Annotated in this window: 14 protein-coding genes; 9 read left to right on the top strand and 5 right to left on the bottom strand. The window is 64.4% G+C overall.

Annotated features, from left to right (window positions below):
• Positions 1 to 504 precede the first annotated feature (504 nt).
• The 5 genes from MRBLMC3_RS18160 (at position 505) to MRBLMC3_RS18140 (ending at position 6,729) form a co-directional block, all read left to right on the top strand.
• Entirely contained in the window at positions 505 to 1,464 is a 960-nt protein-coding gene (locus MRBLMC3_RS18160; protein ID WP_414714663.1) for an N-acetylmuramoyl-L-alanine amidase family protein, read from the top strand.
• A gap of 85 nt (positions 1,465 to 1,549) precedes the next feature.
• Positions 1,550 to 4,087: a penicillin-binding protein 1A gene (locus tag MRBLMC3_RS18155; RefSeq protein WP_363739327.1), complete on the top strand. Its 2,538-nt coding sequence runs from the start codon at positions 1,550 to 1,552 to the stop codon at positions 4,085 to 4,087.
• A gap of 393 nt (positions 4,088 to 4,480) precedes the next feature.
• Positions 4,481 to 5,608, top strand: a complete 1,128-nt coding sequence (gene prfB / locus MRBLMC3_RS18150; RefSeq protein ID WP_363831059.1) for a peptide chain release factor 2 — start codon at positions 4,481 to 4,483, stop codon at positions 5,606 to 5,608.
• A complete protein-coding gene (locus MRBLMC3_RS18145; RefSeq protein WP_363739330.1) occupies positions 5,608 to 6,327 on the top strand; it encodes a class I SAM-dependent methyltransferase in 720 nt (239 codons plus the stop codon). The genes prfB and MRBLMC3_RS18145 overlap by 1 nt, the downstream gene beginning before the upstream one ends.
• A gap of 102 nt (positions 6,328 to 6,429) precedes the next feature.
• Positions 6,430 to 6,729, top strand: coding sequence for a PilZ domain-containing protein (locus MRBLMC3_RS18140; protein ID WP_363753091.1), 300 nt, complete (start codon positions 6,430 to 6,432; stop codon positions 6,727 to 6,729).
• A 14-nt stretch (positions 6,730 to 6,743) separates the two neighbouring features.
• On the opposite strand, the gene MRBLMC3_RS18135 is transcribed toward MRBLMC3_RS18140, so the two are convergent.
• The 3 genes from MRBLMC3_RS18135 to MRBLMC3_RS18125 are packed head-to-tail and all read right to left on the bottom strand — an operon-like array spanning position 6,744 to position 8,856.
• Entirely contained in the window at positions 6,744 to 6,902 is a 159-nt protein-coding gene (locus MRBLMC3_RS18135) for a hypothetical protein (RefSeq protein ID WP_167706561.1), read from the bottom strand.
• A 12-nt stretch (positions 6,903 to 6,914) separates the two neighbouring features.
• Positions 6,915 to 7,628, bottom strand: a complete 714-nt coding sequence (locus tag MRBLMC3_RS18130) for a hypothetical protein (RefSeq protein WP_363831056.1) — start codon at positions 7,626 to 7,628, stop codon at positions 6,915 to 6,917.
• Between the two features lie 4 nt (positions 7,629 to 7,632).
• The gene (locus tag MRBLMC3_RS18125; protein ID WP_363831053.1) at positions 7,633 to 8,856 is read right to left on the bottom strand and encodes a toxic anion resistance protein; all 1,224 of its coding nucleotides are present in this window, start codon (positions 8,854 to 8,856) and stop codon (positions 7,633 to 7,635) included.
• Positions 8,857 to 9,012: 156 nt separating this feature from the next.
• Between MRBLMC3_RS18125 and MRBLMC3_RS18120 the strand changes: the two genes are divergently transcribed.
• The 4 genes from MRBLMC3_RS18120 to MRBLMC3_RS18105 all read left to right on the top strand — a co-directional run bounded on the left by MRBLMC3_RS18120 (position 9,013) and on the right by MRBLMC3_RS18105 (position 14,725).
• Positions 9,013 to 9,348, top strand: a complete 336-nt coding sequence (locus MRBLMC3_RS18120; protein ID WP_363831051.1) for a DUF485 domain-containing protein — start codon at positions 9,013 to 9,015, stop codon at positions 9,346 to 9,348.
• Positions 9,345 to 11,039: a cation acetate symporter gene (locus MRBLMC3_RS18115; RefSeq protein ID WP_363831048.1), complete on the top strand. Its 1,695-nt coding sequence runs from the start codon at positions 9,345 to 9,347 to the stop codon at positions 11,037 to 11,039. The genes MRBLMC3_RS18120 and MRBLMC3_RS18115 overlap by 4 nt, the downstream gene beginning before the upstream one ends.
• A gap of 120 nt (positions 11,040 to 11,159) precedes the next feature.
• Positions 11,160 to 12,980, top strand: coding sequence for a translational GTPase TypA (gene typA, locus MRBLMC3_RS18110; protein WP_363739342.1), 1,821 nt, complete (start codon positions 11,160 to 11,162; stop codon positions 12,978 to 12,980).
• Positions 12,981 to 13,402: 422 nt separating this feature from the next.
• Positions 13,403 to 14,725, top strand: coding sequence for a NupC/NupG family nucleoside CNT transporter (locus tag MRBLMC3_RS18105; protein WP_363831045.1), 1,323 nt, complete (start codon positions 13,403 to 13,405; stop codon positions 14,723 to 14,725).
• Between the two features lie 32 nt (positions 14,726 to 14,757).
• On the opposite strand, the gene egtD is transcribed toward MRBLMC3_RS18105, so the two are convergent.
• Both egtD and egtB read right to left on the bottom strand, forming a co-directional pair.
• Positions 14,758 to 15,714 carry an L-histidine N(alpha)-methyltransferase gene (gene egtD / locus MRBLMC3_RS18100; RefSeq protein WP_363739344.1) on the bottom strand — a complete coding sequence of 319 codons (957 nt, stop codon included), beginning with the start codon at positions 15,712 to 15,714 and terminating at the stop codon, positions 14,758 to 14,760.
• Positions 15,715 to 15,718: 4 nt separating this feature from the next.
• On the bottom strand, positions 15,719 to 16,987 hold the full coding sequence (gene egtB, locus MRBLMC3_RS18095) for an ergothioneine biosynthesis protein EgtB (protein ID WP_363831042.1): 1,269 nt from the start codon (positions 16,985 to 16,987) through the stop codon (positions 15,719 to 15,721).
• Positions 16,988 to 17,093 lie beyond the last annotated feature (106 nt).

Genomic DNA, 17,093 nt, shown 5'->3' with positions numbered 1-17,093 from the left:
GTTCTCCGGCGCTGGCGGCCGACGGCACTGGGCCGGGCTGCCGCGCGATAGTAAGGGGGCGGCGCGAGTTGCTGCATCGCCCGGTTTGGTTTGGAAAATTGCGTGTCTGCTGCCGGGGCAGGGCCGGACCATGTGCCGGACACCACCAACCACGCCGCATCGCCCGGGATCGGGTTCAGCGTCGATTGGAAATCATGCCTCATGCAGCGTCAACCTGTTCGTGCATCGATAGTGGCGTATCCGCCTGCCGATGCCATCGTGAATATCCAAAAAAGAACGGTCGCCCGATAAAGGCACGCCTTCTAAGGAATATGATTGGGTAGCAGTCAAAACCGCAGGGAGCAACGGCCCCTGGAAATATTGTTTCGCGCCAGCGGCACTTTGCTCCCAATACATCCTGCCGTTTATCGCCATCATGGTTAAGATTGGATTAAGCGGCCTGTTCGGCAATGCCCCGTCTCACAATGCCGCCCGCGTCGCGAACGGGAAGTGACGAGGTAAAAATTGCGCTGGACGGCGCCGGGCCGCGCGGTGCACAAGCGGCGCATGCTTCAAAGTCTTGCGCTCGCAAGCATGATCCTCTCGGCTGCGCCCGCTTCCGCTGATGGCCTTGATGGCGATCGGCCCGGCTTGCGCTTCGACGTGCCCGCGCACATGGCGCCTCGTCCGGCGAAGCGGCTCCACAGCATCACCGTTCCGATCCCTCCCGTGGCCCGTGGCGTCTCGCTTCCGCCGGTGGAGGGGCCGCGCGACGCGTCGCGTCCGCTGGTGGTGATTGATGCCGGTCATGGCGGCCATGATCCTGGCGCAGTCAACCGCGAGACTGGCGAGCGCGAGAAAGATGTGACGCTGGCCATCGCGCAGGCGATCCGCGATGAACTGGTGAAGTCGGGCAGGGTCCGCGTCGCGCTGACCCGCGACGACGACCGTTTCCTGGTGCTGCAGGAGCGCTACGGCATCGCGCGCCAGCTCAACGCGGACCTGTTCATTTCCATCCACGCCGATTCGGCCGATAACGACAAGGCGCGGGGCGCAACCGTCTATACCCTGTCCGAAACCGCCTCCGACCGGGAGGCATCGCGCCTCGCCGCACGCGAGAACAAGGCGGATGTGTTGAACGGCATCAACCTGGGCGGCCAGTCGGGCGATGTCTCGTCGATCCTCATCGACCTGACGCAGCGGGAATCGATGAACATGTCGGTGGCCTTCGCCCGGCTGCTCCAGCGCGAAGCGGCGCCCTATGTCCCGTTCCGCGGCAATGCGCACCGCTTTGCCTCGCTGATAGTGCTGAAGGCGCCCGATACGCCTTCGGTGCTGTTCGAAACCGGTTATCTCTCCAACAACGCCGATGCGGCTTTCCTGGCGTCGAGGGAAGGGCAGGCGAACATCGCCCGGGGCGTGGCACGCGCCATCGAAGTGCATTTTGCGCGCAAGCTGGCGGCGAGCAGGGACCGGGGCGGTTAGCCAGGCGCGCGGCGGACGCGACATATCCCGCCACCGGCATTCCACTCTGGCGCTTCCCCGATTTTGACCTTACAGCCCGACCATCATGGAAGAGGCACGCCCCCAACACGCCGCATCATCCTTTGCTCAGCGCCTGCGTCGTGGCCTGAGCGGTTTTCGGCAGCGCCTCCAGCCCCATTGGGACAGGCGCTGGTTCCGCTGGATCGCGATCGGCCTTGGCGGTCTCCTGCTCGCTTATGCGCTGTTCTGGCTCATCTTCGCGCGCGGCCTGCCCGATGCGGCGACGCTGCTGGAATATGAGCCGCCCCTGCCGACCATAGTGCGCGACACCAACGGCCAGCCGGTCCACAGCTATGCCCGCGAACGGCGCGTGCAGCTCCAGTACAGCGATTATCCTCCGCTCCTTATCCGCGCCTATCTGTCGGCGGAGGACAAGACCTTTTTCGAGCATCATGGCGTCGACATCCCCGGCTTCATCGGCGCGGTTTTCGACTATGCGACCAAGATCGGATCGGGGCAGCGCGCCCGCGGCGGCTCCACCATCACGCAGCAGGTGGCCAAGAACCTGCTGATCGGCGACGAATATTCGCCCACGCGCAAGGTGAAGGAAATGATCCTCGCCTATCGCATGGAGGGCGTGCTGTCGAAGCAGCAGATATTGGAACTCTACCTCAACCAGATATTCCTCGGCCGCAACGCCTATGGCGTGCAGGCTGCGGCCCGCGCCTATTTCAACAAGGATGTGGCCGACCTCAAGCTGCACGAAATGGCCTATCTGGCGATCCTGCCCAAGGGACCGGCCAATTACCGCCCGGAAAGTCCGACCGGCCACGAACGCGCGCTGGAGCGTCGCAACTGGGCGCTGGGAGAAATGTACAAAAATGGCTGGATCACGGGGGCGCAGCGGAACGAGGCGCAGGCGCAGCCGCTCGGCACCGTGGCCGCGCACGGCTCCAGCTTCGATGCGCGCGCCGGCGGCTATTATATGGAGGAGGTCCGCCGCCGCCTGATCCAGCTTTTCGGGGAGAAGGCGGAGGATGGCCCCAACAGCGTCTATGCCGGGGGCCTCTGGGTGCGCAGCCCCTATGACCCGAAGATCCAGGACCTGACGACGACGGCGCTGCGCAACGGCCTGCTGCGCTTCGACGCGGGCAAGGGCTGGTCCGGGCCGGTCGCCAAGATCGACATGGATCGCGGCTGGCAACGGGAACTGGCGGCGAGCTATATCGACGTCGACTATGCGGGATGGCGCGTCGCCGTGATCGTCAGCCGCGATTCCTCCTCGGCGCAGATCGGCTTTTCGGACGGTTCGACCGGCACGCTGCCTGCCGACGCCGCCCAACTGCCCTATCGCAAGACAGGCGGACCAGCCTTCGCAGCGATGGCGCCGGGCGACCTGATCGTGGTGGCGCGCAACGGATCGGGCTGGGCGCTGCGCAACGTGCCGGAAGTTTCCGGCGGCATGGTGGTGGAGGAAACCCATTCGGGCCGCGTCCGCGCCATGCAGGGGGGCTTCGACAACCGCCTCTCCTCCTATAACCGCGCCACCCAGGCCATGCGGCAGCCGGGATCGACCATCAAGCCCTTCGTCTATGCCGCCGCGCTGGACAACGGCATGACGCCGGCCTCGATCATCGTCGATGGCCCGCTGTGCGTCTATCAGGGCGCGGGCCTCGGCCAGAAATGCTTCCGCAACTTCTCCGGGGGCAGCGCCGGGCCGCAGACGATGCGCTGGGGCGTCGAACAGTCGCGCAACCTGATGACCGTGCGCGCCGCCAGCCAGACCGGCATGGACCGCGTCGTGCGTACGATAAAGGCGATGGGGATCGGCGATTACCAGCCCTATCTCTCCTTCGCCCTGGGCGCGGGCGAAACCACGGTGGAGCGCATGGTGAACGCCTATGCCATGCTGGCCAATCAGGGGCGGCAACTCAGCCCCAAGCTGATGGATTATGTGCAGGACCGTCGCGGCAAGGTGATCTGGCCATTGCGCTGGCGTGCCTGCGATGGCTGCAACATGGCCAATTGGGATGGCAAGCCCATGCCGCGCTTCGGTTTCGAGGGGCGCCAGGTGATGAACCCCATGACCGCCTATCAGGTCGTCCACATCACCGAAGGCGTGATCCAGCGCGGCACCGCTACCGTGCTGGCCGACCTCAAGCGCCCGCTGTTCGGCAAGACCGGCACGACCAACGGCCCGACCAATGTGTGGTTCGTCGGCGGATCGCCGGACATCGTGGCGGGCGTCTATATCGGCTATGACCAGCCACGCAGCCTGGGCGGCTGGGCGCAGGGCGGCCGCGTCGCTGCGCCGATCTGGAAGGCGGCGATGACGCCGGTCCTGGAAACCATGCCCAAGACGCCTTTCATCGCGCCGGCCGGCATCCGCATGGTCACGATCGACCGCCGTTCGGGCAAGCGCGTCTACGGCGTCTGGCCGACCGACGAGCCCAAGCCCGCCGTGATCTGGGAAGCGTTCAAGCCCGAATCCGAACCCCGCCGATCGATCCGCAAGGAAGAGGTCGCCGCCCAGGACAAGGCCGCCGCCCGCATCGAAGCGACGGTCCAGCATCGTCAGCGCACCGACAGCGACTTCCTGCAGGACCAGGGCGGGATTTACTGATAGCGGTCAGGATGGCGAGCAGACAGGGGTTCCCGGTGCCCCTTTCCCGACCCTGACTCGGAGCAATAGGGTGCCCGACGGCAACAGCGTCCCACAAAAAACATCCTATTTCTCCAGCGGGCTGCCATTCAGCCTGTCCTATTCCGCCTTCACCGCTCTATCCCGCACCCCTCTTTGAAACGTCCGATGAAAACCCCGCCCAGGCACACGCGCGCCCGGGCACGCGCGCGCATACACTGTGAACTTCGACGCAAAACGGCCATTTCCCGCCAATCCTTCCGTGCAGGTCGGCAAGGATTGAATCTTCCCAAATCGGCCGCCCTCGGATAGGGGCAGGCATTTGATGCGTTTGCCGGTCTAGAAGCCAAGCGCCCGACATTCTGGAGATGCCCCATGCGCGCCGAAGCGCAGCAATATATTGAACGCATTGACGCCGCGCTGGATCTGCTGCGCCGCTTCCTTGACTGGGATCGCGCCCTTCGTCGCCTCGATGAGCTGAACGCCCGGGTCGAGGATCCGACCCTGTGGGACAATCAGAAGCTCGCGCAGGAGGTGATGCGCGAACGCACCCGGCTCGAGGCCGCGATCGGCGCGACCCGTGCGATCGAGAGCGAGAAGAACGACACCGCCGAACTCATCGAAATGGCAGAGGCGGAGGGCGACGAGGATATGGTGAGCGAAGCCATCGCTTCGCTCAAGGCGCTGGCCGACCGTGCCGATGAGGACAAGATCAGGGCACTGCTCGCGGGGGAGGCCGACGCCAGCGACACCTATCTCGAAATCCACGCCGGCGCCGGCGGGACGGAAAGCCAGGACTGGGCGGAAATGCTCAGCCGCATGTACCGTCGCTGGGCGGAGCGCCGCGGCTACAAGGTCGAACTGGTCGACTATCAGGCCGGCGACCAGGCGGGCATCAAGTCCGCCACCTTCCTGTTCAAGGGCGAGAATGCCTATGGCTACGCCAAGACGGAGAGCGGCGTGCATCGCCTCGTCCGCATCAGCCCCTATGACAGTTCGGCGCGGCGCCACACCAGCTTCTCGTCGGTCTGGGTCTATCCGGTGATCGACGACAATATCGATATCGAGATCAACGAAAGCGACCTCAAGATCGACACCTACCGCGCCTCGGGCGCAGGCGGCCAGCACGTCAACACCACCGACTCCGCCGTTCGCATCACCCACGTTCCCTCTGGCATCATCGTTGCCTCCCAGAATGACCGCTCGCAGCACAAGAACCGCGCGACCGCGATGAACATGCTGAAGGCGCGCCTCTACGAGGCGGAACTGCGCCGGCGCGAGGAAGCCGCTTCGGGCGAATATCAGGCCAAGACCGAGATCGGCTGGGGCCACCAGATCCGTTCCTATGTGCTTCAACCCTATCAGCTCGTGAAGGATCTGCGCACGGGCGTCACATCGACCTCGCCCGACGACGTGCTCGACGGCGCTCTCGATCCCTTCATGGCGGCCGCCCTGTCGCAGAAGGTGACGGGCGAGAAGGTGGATGTGGAGGATGTCGACTGATGAAGGCCCCGGCGCTGGCGGGCTGCTTGCTCCTGCTGGCGGGCTGCGGCCCGTTTTCGTCGGACCGCAATGGCGACCGCGCGCCGGGCGCGCGCGCCTTTCCCCGCGCCGACCGTCCGGTCGCGCCGATCGTGTCCACCCGCTGGTCGAGCGAGGAAGCGCGCGACCGGGTGAACGAAGCGGAAGACATCATGAACCGCGCCGGCATCCATCCCGGCATGACAGTGGCGGATATCGGTGCAGGCGAGGGCTATTATACCGTGCGGCTCGCCAAGCGGGTGGGGGATGGCGGCCGCGTCCTGGCGGAGGATATCATGCCCGAAGTGATCGAGGCCCTGTCCCGCCGCATCACCCGTGAGAACTGGCGCAACGTCAGCGTCCGCCTGGGCGCGCCGGAAGATCCGAAACTGCCCGCAAACAGCTTCGACCGCATCCTCATGGTCCACATGTACCATGAAATCGCGGAACCCTACGCCTTTCTCTGGAATCTCAGTCCCGCGCTCAAGCCGGACGGCGAACTGATCGTGGTCGACGCCAACCGACCGACCGACCGGCACGGCACGCCGCCGCGCCTCCTGTCCTGCGAACTGGCGGCCATGGGTTTCCGTTTGGAGGAACTGGTGCCGAAACCCACGGCCGGCGGCTATTTTGCGCGGTTCAAGCGCGTTACCGCCCGGCCGGAACCCTCCTCCATCGTCCCTTGCGCCCTCCGACCCTGAACTCCATGGTGCCGCGAGGCTTTCCATGCGGATCATGGCTGATGGACGGATGGCGATTCTTCACGCGCTTGACGATCGGATGCCTTGGGGACAAGGCAGGGCATGATTGATCCCAATCGCACCGCAGGACAGCGGCGGCTTGATCCGCGCCACAAGATGTTCAGCCCCGTCGCCCTGCATCTCGGCGATACGCAGACGCGGGCGCATTTTCTCGACCTTTCCTCCTCGGGCGCGCTTGCGCATTGCGAAACGCCGCCGTCGGCCGGGGCCTATATCATGGTCGAGGCCGCGGGAGTGCAGGCGAGCGGCCGTGTCATGTGGGTCGTCGGCAAGCGTTTCGGCATCCGGTTCAGCCAGCCCCTGACCGAACCGGCCATGGCCGTGCTGATCGAAGGCGCCTGACCCCTTTTACGCCCTCAACCCTTTTGCCGCCATTTCCGGAACAGCGACGCGCCCAGCAGGCCGCCGCCGACAAGCGCCGCGATCGCCCCGCCCGCACTCGCCAGAGCCCAGGCTCCGGCCGCCAGCAGACCGGTCAGGAAATCAACGATGATCAGCGTCAAATGGATCATCACCGTAGGAAGACGTCAGTCCTGCCCAAGTTCCTTCGCTTCCTGATATTTGAGTTCCAGGAAGCGGTTCTGCACCGCCAGCTTGTCAAGGTCGCCGCTGGCCAGATTCTCGCTCATCCGCGCAATTTCGGCATCGATCACCCCCAATCCATCGATCAACTGCCGTTCGGGAATGCGGCCGTTGCGCTCTTCCCGCCGCAGCGGTTCGGGAATGGACTGGTAGCCGGTGACGAGTTCGGGCAGGTGATCGGTCAGCAATTTCCGGATTTCCTGGGCCGCCGGATCCTGTTCGCCCAGCCGTTCGAGTTGCGGCGCCAGGGTTTCCAGCTTGACGCCGATGCTGTCGACCAGGGTAACGGCCGGTGCGGGCAGGGCCTTGCGCTGGTTCTCCAGCCAGATTTCGGTTTGCAGGGGCAAAGCGGTGAGGGCGGTATCCGCCAACGCCTCGGCGCGCACTTTTTTCTCGCCGGGGGCAATGGCAATCAGCAGCACCGCCGCCATCATGACGCCCAGCGCGATCATCACCCCGGTCGTGCCGAGCGGGGTGATGAAGCCCGCCACCGCGCTGGCGACCAGAACAGCGACGATCGCCCAAAAGGCAAATTTGACCTTCCGCATCAGCGCGGCATTGCGGCGGTGCCGGGCGCGCGCCGACAGGCTCTGTCCGCGCTCGCTGTGGCGGCGGAGAACGGCCTCCGCGTCGGCCAGCACGCGGTCGGAATGACTCATTTCTTCAGGCCTCGATCGAACTCAGCAGCGGATTATCGGCGCGGGCCTGGTTTGCGGCCTGCGCCTGCCCCTCGGCACGCGCGATATAGCCCTTCGACTTCTCGACCTCGTTCGACAGCGTGGTCACCGTCGTCTTCATATTCTCCAGCGCCTTCAGCTTGAACGTGTCGATATTGTCCATCGTATCGTAGATATTCTGGAAGGCGCGCTGCAGCGTTTCGATCGGAATGGTGCTGGACGCCGCCTGCTCGTGAATCTGCGCTGTCTGGTTCTTCAGCATCTCGCCCGTCGAATCGATCATGTTCGCGGTCGTCGTGTTGAGTGCGGTGATCTGCTCCAGCACCAGGCGTTGCCCGACCAGCGCCTGCGCCACGGTAACGGCAGTACGCAGCGCCGCGACGGTCGTCGTGCTGGCGCGATCGACACCTTTCACCAGTTCGACATTGTTCTTCTTGACGAGGTCCAGCGCCAGATAACCCTGCACCGTCACCGCCATCTGCGTCAGCAAGTCCTGCGTGCGCTGGCGGATATAGAAAAGCGCGCTTTCGCGGATCGCCTTGGCCTTGGTGGGATCGATCGAATCCAGTTCCAGCGCCTTGGCCTCCAGCCGGGCGTCCAGCGCCTTGCTGATATGGATCATCTGTTCCAGGCGACCCATCGTCGCCCACATATTCTGCCGCTCGACATCGATCGCGGCATTATCCTTGATCAGCACGTCCTTGCCGCTGGCGAGCGATCCGAGGATTGAATTGATGTGGCTCTGCGCACTCTTGTAGCTGTCGAAATAATCGCGCATCCGGTTGCCGAAGGGGATCAGGCCGAACAGCTTTTTTGGTGCGGTCAAGCTGCCGCGCTTGCCGGGATCGAGATCTTCCACAGTACGGCGCAGCTCGGCCAGGTCCGCGCCGACCTTGCTGTCGCTGTCCATGGCGCGCACCGGCCGGTCCAGGAATCGGTTGGAATGCCCTGCAGCCTCGGCGATTTCCTTGCGCCCCATATTGGTGAGCTGGTCGACCCGCTGGCCGAATTCCGGCGAATTGGCGTCCTGCGCGACGAGATCGTCGATGAAGGCATCGACCTTCTCGTCGAGCTTTGACTTTTTGTCCTCGTCCAGCGGTACCAGGCCGGCCGCCTTTTCCGGCGCGACGGGCGGCACCGGATCGGGCGGGGTCAGGTTCAGCATGTCGCCGGAAGTCGTTGCGGCAGCGGTTGGCGCGATCGAAGCCATGTTATCTCCCAGAAGCGCGTGGCGGGTCCGCTGTCATATGTGCATAAAACAGTGGGGCCGCAAGTCTGCCACAGCGTTATAAGGGCGCCCTGGTTGCCATTGCAATCGTCTGAGGTCTGGTTAGGATAACTCGGACAAGATGAGCAGGGGGATCAGATGAAAGGCCGGGAAGAAGCATGGGTGGCGGCGGTTGTCGCTGACCCCCGCTATCATGCACTGGTGGCGGCGCGCGCGCGGCTTGGATGGCTGCTCTCCATCATCATCTTCACGGCCTTTGCAGGTTATCTGCTGCTGATCGCGTTCGACAAGGCGCTGCTTGGCGCGCCGATCGGGACGGGCGTCACCTCCATCGGCATTCCCGTCGGTCTTGGCCTCATCCTGTTGGCGATCGCGCTCACGGGCGTCTATGTCGCCCATGCCAATCGCCATCATGACGCGCGGATGGCTGCGATCCTTTCGGATCATGCTCCCGCGCAGGAGTATGATGCATGAAGGGGTTTGTTGCTGCCCTGGCGCTCCTGTTTCCCGTTCCTGCCTTCGCGGCGGCGCTGGAGGGGGAGGCGCAGCGCCAGCCGTTGAACCTGGTCGCCATCCTCATGTTCGTCGCCTTTGTGGGCCTGACGCTCTGGATCACCAAGGCAGCGGCGGCGCGGACCCGTACCGCGTCCGACTTCTACACGGCGGGCGGCGGGATCAGCGGTTTCCAGAACGGCCTCGCCATGGCGGGCGATTATATGTCGGCGGCCTCCTTCCTCGGCATTTCGGCGCAGATCTTCAACGACGGCTATGATGGGCTCATCTACTCCACCGGCTTTCTGGTCGGCTGGCCTATCCTGCTGTTCCTGATGGCGGAGAGGTTGCGCAATCTAGGGCGCTACACCTTTGCCGATGTCGCTTCCTACCGCTTCGCCCAGCCACCGGTGCGCAGTTTCGCGGCGGTCAGTACCTTGCTGGTCGTCAGCTTCTACCTGATCGCGCAGATGGTGGGGGCGGGGCAGCTCATCAAATTATTGTTCGGCTTGCCCTATGCCGTGGCGGTGGTGATCGTCGGCGCGCTGATGATGCTCTATGTCCTCTTCGGCGGCATGCGCGCGACGACCTGGGTGCAGATCATCAAGGCAGTGCTGCTGCTAGGTGGCGCCAGCTTCATGGCGCTGATGGTGCTGGCGCAGATGGGCTTCAGCCTTGAAGCGCTGTTTGCCCGCGCGGTGGAAGTGAAGACTGAGGCCGCGCTTTCCAGCGGGGCCGCCATGGCTGAAGCGGCGGAGCGGGGCCGGTCGATCATGGGTCCGGGCAATTTCATCAAGGATCCCGTTTCGGCCATTTCCTTCGGCCTTGCACTGATGCTGGGGACGGCAGGGCTGCCGCATATCCTGATGCGTTTCTTTACCGTTCCGGATGCGAAGGAAGCGCGCAAGTCGGTGCTCTGGGCGACCGGATGGATCGGCTATTTCTACATCCTGACCTTCATCATCGGTTTCGGCGCGATCGTGCTGGTGGGGACGGACGGCAATTATCTGGACGGAGAAGGCGCGCTCCGCGGCGGCGGCAATATGGCGGCGATCCATCTGGCGCATGCGATTGGCGGCAATGCCTTCCTGGGCTTCATTTCGGCGGTGGCGTTCGCGACCATCCTTGCCGTGGTGGCTGGGCTGACGCTTTCGGCGGCATCCGCGGTCAGCCATGATCTCTACGCTACGGTCTTCAAAAATGGTCGGGCGAGTTCGGCGGACGAACTGCGCGTGTCGCGGTTGACCACGCTGGCGCTGGGTGCGCTGGCAGTGCTGCTGGGACTGGTGTTCGAGAAGCAGAACGTGGCCTTCATGGTCAGCCTTGCCTTCGCGTTGGCGGCGTCGGGCAATTTTCCCGTGCTGATCCTCTCGCTGCTCTGGAGCGGCTGCACCACCCGTGGCGCGGCATGGGGCGGGACCATCGGCCTGCTGACGGCCTTTGTCCTGACCCTGCTGTCACCCGCGGTCTGGACGACCACCTTCGGTCTGGGACCCGCGCCTTTTCCCTATAGTTCGGCGGCGATCTTTTCCGTTCCGGCAGGTTTTCTCTCGATCTGGCTGATCTCTCTGCTTGACCGATCGCCGCGCGCTGCGGTGGACAGGGCGGGCTATACGGCGCAGCGGGTGCGGGCGGAAACCGGAATAGGGGCCTTCGCCGCCTCCGACCATTAAAGGCGGCGTCCGTCGTCGCGCAGAACTTGCCGCAGCGCGTCATTTCCTGTAGGGGCGCGCCCGATAGTCCTGAGCAGGCGCGGTGCCGGCCGGGAAACCTTAAATCCCGAAGGCAGTTGCATGTCCCTGCGTAATATCGCGATCATCGCGCACGTCGACCATGGCAAGACCACGCTCGTCGACCAGCTTTTCCGCCAGTCCGGCACCTTTCGCGACAACCAGCGCGTCGAGGAACGGGCAATGGATTCGAACGACCTGGAAAAGGAACGCGGCATCACCATCCTGGCGAAGCCTACCTCGGTCGAATGGAACGGCACCCGCATCAACATCGTCGACACGCCCGGCCACGCCGATTTCGGCGGTGAGGTGGAGCGCATCCTGTCCATGGTCGACGGCGTGATCCTGCTGGTCGATTCGTCGGAAGGCGCGATGCCGCAAACCAAGTTCGTGACTGGCAAGGCGCTGGCGCTGGGCCTGAAGCCCATCGTCGTCGTCAACAAGGTCGACCGTCCCGACGAGCGTATCCAGGAAGTGCTGGACGAGGTGTTCGACCTGTTCGTGACGCTGGATGCCACTGACGAGCAGCTCGACTTCCCGGTGCTCTACGCTTCGGGCCGCAACGGCTATGCCAATGAAGACCCGTCGTTGCGTTCGGGCACGCTGGAGCCGTTGTTCCAGAAGATCGTCGACCATGTGCCGCCGCCGGCGCTGGACGTGGACGCGCCGTTCAGCTTCCTGGTGACGTTGCTTGACCGCGACAATTTCCTGGGTCGTGTCCTCACGGGCCGCGTCAATTCGGGCACGCTGAAGGTCAATCAGGCGATCCATGCCATTGATGCGGACGGCAATGTGCTGGAAACCGGCCGTGCGTCGAAGATCCTGTCCTTCCGTGGCCTGGAACGCGTGCCGGTGGAAGAAGCCAGGGCGGGGGACATCATCTCGCTGGCCGGCCTGACGGTCGCGACCGTCGCCAACACCATCGCCGATCCGTCGGTCACCAGCGCGATCCGGGCCCAGCCGATCGACCCGCCGACCCTGTCGATGCGCTTTGCCGTCAATGATTCGCCCATGGCGGGCCGCGAAGGCAGCAAGGTGACCAGCCGCATGATCCGCGACCGCCTGATGCGCGAAGCCGAATCCAATGTCGCGATCAAGGTGACGGAATCGGCGGACAAGGACAGTTTCGAAGTCGCCGGTCGCGGTGAACTTCAGCTTGGCGTGCTGATCGAGACGATGCGCCGCGAAGGCTTCGAACTCGGCATTTCGCGTCCCCGCGTGCTGTTCGGCGAGGACGAGAACGGCAACCGGACCGAGCCCTATGAGACTGTCGTGATCGACGTGGACGATGAGTTCTCCAGCACGGTCGTCGACAAGATGAACCAGCGCAAGGCGGAAATGACCGACATGCGCCCGTCGGGCGGCGGCAAGACCCGCATCACCTTCTCCGCACCCTCGCGCGGCCTGATCGGCTATCACGGCGAATTCCTGTCCGACACGCGCGGCACCGGCATCATGAACCGGCTGTTCGAGAAATATGGCCCGCACAAGGGCAATATCGAAGGCCGCAAGAATGGCGTGCTGATCTCCAACGGCGTGGGTGAGGCGGTGGCCTATGCCCTTGGCCCGCTGGAAGAGCGCGGCGTCCTGATGGTCGGCGTGGGCGAAGCGCTCTACGAAGGCATGATCATCGGCCAGAACGCCAAGCCGGAAGACCTGGAAGTCAACCCGATGAAGTCGAAGGCGCTGACGAACTTTCGCGCTTCGGGCAAGGACGACAGCATCCGCCTGACCCCGCCATGGAAGATGACGCTGGAACAGGCCATCGCTTACATTGACGACGATGAAATGGTCGAGGTGACGCCCAAGAACATCCGTCTGCGCAAGCGCTATCTCGACCCGAACGAGCGCAAGCGCATGTCGCGGGCCAAAGCCGCCGCCTGATCTGGCGGAAGGACGAAAAAAAAGGGGCTGGCGTCGCGAGATGCCGGCCCTTTTTGCGTTTGGAAGGTCCGGAATGGGCCGTTTTCCGCCGAAGTTCACACCATATGCGCGCGCATGCGCGCCCGCGCGTAGCGTTCGGGGCAATGATTTCCACATGTCAAAGACGGAGCGGGAATAGGCAGGCCGGGGGGATGTAGGACAGGATAAAATGGTGCGGGATCGCGAAATAGGATGCTTTTTCGCCAGTCGTGGCACGGAGGATACAGTTGGTTGGGGGGACCTTGCCTCCGGCCATCGTCCCGCTGCCAGCAAGGCCCGCATATCGCCTCCACAACCGCCTGTTTCACCTTCGCAAAGCTGCTGGCTTCCGTGCTGCGCGCTCTTTATGGTCGCGCAATTCTTTCTTCCCGCGAAAGCTCTTCATGCACCTCCTCACAGGCCTAGCCGGTATCGCGCTGATCCTTGCCATTGCCGTCGCCCTTTCTTCCGACCGCCGCGCCATCCGGCTTCGCGTCGTCGGCGCGGCGTTCCTGTTGCAGGCGGGCATTGCCCTGCTGGTGCTCTACGTCCCCGCCGGACGCGCCGCCATCGCCGGCATATCGCGTGGCGTGGCGAACCTGCTCGGCTATGCGCAGGCGGGAACGGATTTCATCTTCGGCCCGCTCGCCAAGCCGGAGATTGGCGGGGCGAGCTTTGCCATTGCCGCCCTGCCGGTGATCATCTTCTTCGCCAGCCTGGTTTCGATCCTCTACCATCTGGGCATCATGCAGCAGATCGTGCGCTGGGTCGGCGGCGCGATCGAGAAGGTGACGGGCGTTTCGAAGGTCGAAAGTCTCTGCGCCGCCGCCAACATCTTCGTCGGGCAAAGCGAAAGCCCCCTCGTCATCCGCCCCTATCTGGCGGGACTGACGCCGCCGCAGCTTTTCGCGGTGATGACCAGCGGCATGGCGGGGGTCGCGGGAACCATATTGGCCGCCTATGCCGCCATGGGCATCAAGATCGATTATCTGCTGGCGGCGAGCTTCATGTCAGCGCCCGGCGGCCTGCTGATGGCGAAGATCATGATGCCGGACGAAGCGGACCGTGAGCCCGAACTTCCCCTGGGCGATCATCCCGACATCGTCCTTCCTGAAAACCGGATCGGCGGCACCGGCCCCGCTGTGCTGGCGCCGGAGGACATGTCGCGCGATCCGATACCGTCCGCCACCCATGACGAGGAAAAGCCCGCCAACCTGATCATGGCGGCCGCGCAGGGCGCGCAGACGGGCGTGAAGCTGGCCGTGGCGGTCGGCGCCATGCTGCTGGCCTTCGTCGCGCTGGTCGCACTGGCAAACGGCATATTGGGCGGCATCGGCGGCTGGCTCGGCTATCCCGGCCTCAGCTTCCAGCAGCTATTGGGCTATGTCTTTTCACCGGTCATGTATCTGCTCAACATTCCCTGGACGGAGGCGCAGGTGGCGGGTGGCCTGTTCGGCACCAAGGTCGTGCTCAACGAGTTCGTCGCCTATATCAACCTGGGGCAGGTGCAGGGTGCGCTGTCGCCCGCGACCGTCGCCATCGTCACATTCGCGCTTTGCGGCTTCGCCAATTTCAGCTCGATAGCGATCCAGATGGCCGTCACGGGCAATCTGGCGCCGAGCCAGCGCCCGGTGATCGCCCGGCTGGGGGTCAAGGCGCTGGTCGCGGGCAGCCTGGCCAATCTGATGAGCGCGGCGCTGGCCGGACTGATGCTCAGCCTGCGCTGATCGTTCCGATGCCGGTTGCTGTCCTGCGAAAGTCAGGCTTCTGCCAGGACGAGTGAAAACAGCCCCTCCTCATCGCTCCATTCGCGCACCGGTTCCCAGTCACCGGCGCGCAGCAGCAGCCTTTCGTCGCGTGGGCCATATTTATGGCTGCTTTCGGTATGGATCGTTTCGCCCTCCGTCATGCGGAAGCATTGGCCCGCGACGTGGAAGTGAAGCGGCCGCACCGCTTCCAGATGCATTTCAATCCGCGCCTTGTCGTCGTTCCAGACGGCGCGATGGACGAAGCCGTCCAATGGCAGGTCGCCGTCCAGTTCCCGATTGATGCGCCTGATCAGGTTGAGGTTGAATGCTGCCGTCACGCCGGCTGCGTCATCATAGGCGGCGACCAGCCGGCCGCGATCCTTGATCCGGTCCATGCCGATCAGCAGCATCGCTCCCTCGCCGAGAAGGCGCCGCATCGCCCGCAGCAGGTCGACCGCCGCATGGGGTTCCATATTGCCGATGGTCGATCCGGGGAAGAAGCCAAGGCGTGGCAGCCCGTCGATCGCGGTGGGCAAGGCCAGATCGGTGTTGAAGTCGCCCACCAGCGGCAAAACCGGCAAGCCCGGAAAGGCCGATGCCAATTGCGCGCTCGACGCATGGAGGAAGTCGCCGCTGATGTCGACCGGCACATAGGCGGCCGGATCGATGGCGCGCAGCAGATGGGGGGTTTTGCGTGCACTGCCCGCGCCGAATTCCACCACGGCCCGGCCGGGGCCGATCGCGGCGGCGAAATCCCGGCCATGCCGCTCCAGCAGGGCGGTTTCCGTGCGTGTCGGATAATATTCCGGCAGATCGGTGATCGCTTCGAACAGTTCCGAACCGCGCTGGTCGTAGAACCAGATGGGCGGCGTCGCCTTGGGCTCGCGGGACAGCCCCTCGATAATGTCCCGCCGGAAGGCCGGATCGGGGGCGGGCAGCGATGGCGGGGCATTTTCGGTCAGGAGCATCGCCTCACAGATCCTTTGCCAGCCGCAGTCCGGTGAACTGCCAGCGTTGATGGGGGTAGAAGAAATTGCGGTAGCTCGCGCGCAAATGACCCCGCGGGGTGGCGCAACTGCCGCCCTTCAGCACGAACTGGCCGGACATGAACTTGCCGTTATATTCGCCCACCGCACCCTCGGCGGCGCGGAAACCGGGGTGGGGGCGATAGGCGCTGCCCGTCCATTCCCAGACGTCGCCGAACATCTGCGTCAGGGCGGAAGCACCATTCGCGGCGCGGGGGCGGGGGCAGGCCGCATCGTCCAACTGATTGCCGCTGGTAGGCGCGATATTGAGTGCCGCACTTTCCCATTCCGCCTCCGTGGGCAGTCGGGCGCCCGCCCATCGGGCATAGGCGTCCGCCTCATAGAGGCTGATATGGCATACCGGGGCGGCGGGATTGACCGGCTTGCGCCCGTCCAGGCCAAAGCGCGTCCAACCTCGTCCGTCCCGTCGCCAGTAAAGCGGTGCGTCGATCCGTTCCGCCTCTACCCAGGCCCAGCCGTCCGACAGCCAATGGGCGGCGTCGGCATAGCCGCCATCCTCCATGAAGCTGATCCATTCGCCATTGGTTATCGGCCGGTGCGCCAGGGCATGGGGGTGGAGAATCGTCTTGTGGCGGGGGGTTTCGCAATCGAAGGCGAAATCGCTCTTTCCGTCATCGCCGATCTCGACCAGGCCCTGCCGACCCTCGATCCAGTGGAGCGGGCCGGGAACGGGCGCCGGCAGCGCATTGGGCGCATCGTACAGGGCCGGCTCCAGCGGGTTCAGCGACAACAGATGCTGCATGTCGGTGAGCATGAGTTCCTGATGCTGCTGTTCATGATGAAGGCCGAGCAGCACCAGAGCCTGCGCATCGGGCATCAGCATCGGCAGCGCGGTGGTCAGCGCCGCGTCGACATGGGCGCGATAGGCGCGGATTTCGTCCAGCGTCGGGCGGGTGAGCATGCCCCGCATCGGCCGGGCGTGGCGTGGACCCTCGGCCTCATAATAGCTGTTGAACAGATAGGCGTAATGCGGGTCGAAGGGCGTGTAGCCCGCCACATTGTCGCGCAGGACGAAGCTTTCGAAGAACCAGCTCACATGGGCCAGGTGCCATTTGGCGGGGGAAGCATCGGCCATGGACTGGACCGTGGCGTCCGCGTCCGACAGGGGCGCGGCGATCGCCTCGCTCAACGCCCGCACTTCGCGGTAGCGGGTCAGGAGGTCGATCTGGCCCGGTGCGGTCCGGCTTCTTGCCATGCATGCCCCTTCGATACGGTTGCGCCGCTCTCAACCAATAATCGCATGAGGGGGCCTGTAGGTTCCGACCGTCCCCGGCGCATCCATGGGAATTGCTGGACAAGGG

Source organism: Sphingobium sp. LMC3-1-1.1 (assembly GCF_040676285.1).
Classification (GTDB): domain Bacteria; phylum Pseudomonadota; class Alphaproteobacteria; order Sphingomonadales; family Sphingomonadaceae; genus Sphingobium.
Note: the sequence above shows the minus strand (reverse complement) of the source record. Positions and strands in the feature narration are given on the sequence as shown.

Coding starts and splice junctions, on each gene's coding strand:
- egtD (WP_363739344.1), bottom strand. CDS start 15,714: ATGCTCCTGACCGAAAATGCCCCGCCATCGCTGCCCGCCCCCGATCCG.
- MRBLMC3_RS18130 (WP_363831056.1), bottom strand. CDS start 7,628: ATGAGTCATTCCGACCGCGTGCTGGCCGACGCGGAGGCCGTTCTCCGC.
- egtB (WP_363831042.1), bottom strand. CDS start 16,987: ATGGCAAGAAGCCGGACCGCACCGGGCCAGATCGACCTCCTGACCCGC.
- MRBLMC3_RS18145 (WP_363739330.1), top strand. CDS start 5,608: ATGAAGGCCCCGGCGCTGGCGGGCTGCTTGCTCCTGCTGGCGGGCTGC.
- MRBLMC3_RS18155 (WP_363739327.1), top strand. CDS start 1,550: ATGGAAGAGGCACGCCCCCAACACGCCGCATCATCCTTTGCTCAGCGC.
- MRBLMC3_RS18140 (WP_363753091.1), top strand. CDS start 6,430: ATGATTGATCCCAATCGCACCGCAGGACAGCGGCGGCTTGATCCGCGC.
- MRBLMC3_RS18115 (WP_363831048.1), top strand. CDS start 9,345: ATGAAGGGGTTTGTTGCTGCCCTGGCGCTCCTGTTTCCCGTTCCTGCC.
- MRBLMC3_RS18120 (WP_363831051.1), top strand. CDS start 9,013: ATGAAAGGCCGGGAAGAAGCATGGGTGGCGGCGGTTGTCGCTGACCCC.
- MRBLMC3_RS18125 (WP_363831053.1), bottom strand. CDS start 8,856: ATGGCTTCGATCGCGCCAACCGCTGCCGCAACGACTTCCGGCGACATG.
- typA (WP_363739342.1), top strand. CDS start 11,160: ATGTCCCTGCGTAATATCGCGATCATCGCGCACGTCGACCATGGCAAG.
- MRBLMC3_RS18105 (WP_363831045.1), top strand. CDS start 13,403: ATGCACCTCCTCACAGGCCTAGCCGGTATCGCGCTGATCCTTGCCATT.
- prfB (WP_363831059.1), top strand. CDS start 4,481: ATGCGCGCCGAAGCGCAGCAATATATTGAACGCATTGACGCCGCGCTG.